Annotated in this window: 1 protein-coding gene; it reads right to left on the reverse strand. The window is 72.7% G+C overall.

From position 1 onward, the window contains the following. Positions 1–1,295 (reverse strand): beta-ketoacyl synthase N-terminal-like domain-containing protein (locus ACFY3J_RS38850; protein ID WP_390842894.1); only part of this gene is annotated, 1,295 nt, incomplete at both ends.

Consider the following 1,295-nt stretch of genomic DNA (forward strand, 5'->3'; position numbering starts at 1 on the left):
AGCGAGACCTCACCCGACCTAAGCGCCTGCATCGCCCAGTGCATCGCCACCAGCGACGACGAACACGCCGTGTCCACCGTGACCGCCGGACCCTCCAGGCCCAGCGTGTAGGAGACGCGGCCGGAGGCGAGGCTCGGGGAGCTGCCGCTGCCCTGGAAGCCCTCGAACTCGGGGCTGCCCAGCATCGCGCTGTAGTCGCTGTACATCACACCGGCGAACACACCGGTCGCACTGCCCCGCAGACCGGCCGGGTCGATGCCGGCCCGCTCGATCGCCTCCCACGACGCCTCCAACAGCAACCGCTGCTGCGAGTCCGTCGCCAGCGCCTCACGCGGGCTCATCCCGAAGAAGCCCGGGTCGAACTCCCCCGCCTCGTACAGGAATCCACCGGAACGGGTGTAGGCGGTTCCGGGGTGGTCGGGGTCCGGGTGGTACAGGTTCTCCACGTCCCAGCCACGGTTGGTGGGGAAGCCGGAGACGGCGTCGGTGCCCTCGGTGACCAGGCGCCACAGGTCCTCGGGCGAGGCGACCCCGCCCGGGTAACGGCAGGACATGCCCACGATGACGATCGGGTCGTCCGCCACGGCCGCCGTACGCTGTACGACCTCCGTCTCGACCTCGGTGCCGAGGAGTTCGTCCAGGATGTACGAGGCGAGGTGGCTGACCGTCGGGTAGTCGAAGACGAGGGTGGCGGGCAGGCGCAGTCCGGTGACCGTGTTGAGGCGGTTGCGCAGCTCGACGGCGGTGAGGGAGTCGAAGCCCAGCTCGCGGAAGGCGCGGCCGGCGTCGATGTCGGCGCCGGTGGCGTGACCGAGGACGACGGCGACCTGGCCACGTACGAGGTCGAGGACCAGTTCGTCGCGGCTCTCGGGGTCCAGGCGGGCCAGGCGCTGGGCGAGGCCACCGGCGGTGGCGGACCCGGCGACGGCGGCACGGCGGGAGCGTCCGCGGATGAGGGAGCGCAGCAGCGGCGGCACATCGCCCGCGGCGCGCAGCACGGAGAGGTCCAGGCGGACGGGGGTGAGCGCGGCGTCGTCGCCGTCGAGGGCGGCGTCGAAGAGGGCGAGGCCCTGCTCCACGGTGAGGGCGGGGGTGCCGATGCGGGCCAGGCGGCGCAGGTCGTCCTCGGAGAGGTCGCCGGTCATGCCACCGGTGCCGGTCTGCTCCCAGGGGCCCCAGGCCAGCGACAGACCCGGCAGGCCGGCCGCGCGACGGTGCTCCATCAGGGCGTCCAGGAAGGCGTTGCCCGCCGCGTAGTTGGCCTGACCCGCATTGCCGAACACGCCCGCAACCGA

Origin of the sequence: Streptomyces sp. NPDC001231, assembly GCF_042896885.1 — a bacterium.
In the GTDB taxonomy this organism is placed as follows: Bacteria; Actinomycetota; Actinomycetes; order Streptomycetales; family Streptomycetaceae; genus Streptomyces.